Here is a 626-nt window from a genome sequence, read left to right as displayed (position 1 = left end):
GCAACGAAAGCCTTGAGACCTGGCATAATGCCCATGAGTGGATCAATGGAGTTATAATACACACCTACTAGCATACCAGCAGCGGCAGCGAGAGATGAACCAATGGCAAAGGTGATGGAAATAACCCGGTCTACATCAATTCCCATAAGACGTGCGGCATCCGTATCAAAGGAAACAGCCCGCATGGCTTTACCAATTTTAGTCCGTTGAACGACGTACGTTAGAATGATCATTAAGGATAAGGCCACTGCCAAGATCAAAATCTGCTGACTATTCACAACGATGTTACCAAAGGTATAAACTTCTGCTTGAAAAATCGCTGGGAAAGTCCGTGGTTGAGGGGAAACGAGAAGAATACCACCGTATTCTAATAATAAAGACACACCAATAGCGGTAATGAGTACTGCAATACGCGGTGCATACCGTAGAGGACGATATGCCAGTTTCTCGATAACTACCCCAACAATGGCGGCAACCACCATGGAGAGAAGAAGCGCTGGGAAAAAAGATAATTTTAACGCCGTTGTCGCAAAGAAAGCCACATAAGCACCAACCATATAAATATCACCGTGGGCAAAATTGATCAATTTGATAATGCCATACACCATGGTATATCCTAAAGCAAT

1 protein-coding gene is annotated in these 626 nt (G+C 43.9%); it reads right to left on the bottom strand.

From position 1 onward, the window contains the following. Positions 1-626 (bottom strand): branched-chain amino acid ABC transporter permease (locus tag ACAN52_RS21960; protein ID WP_378957268.1); only part of this gene is annotated, 626 nt, incomplete at both ends.

Source organism: Pelosinus sp. sgz500959, from assembly GCF_042610375.1.
Taxonomy (GTDB): Bacteria; Bacillota; Negativicutes; order DSM-13327; family DSM-13327; genus CTSoil-075.
The sequence above is the reverse complement of the archived record's forward strand: the minus strand, read 5'-3'. Positions and strand labels throughout refer to the sequence as shown.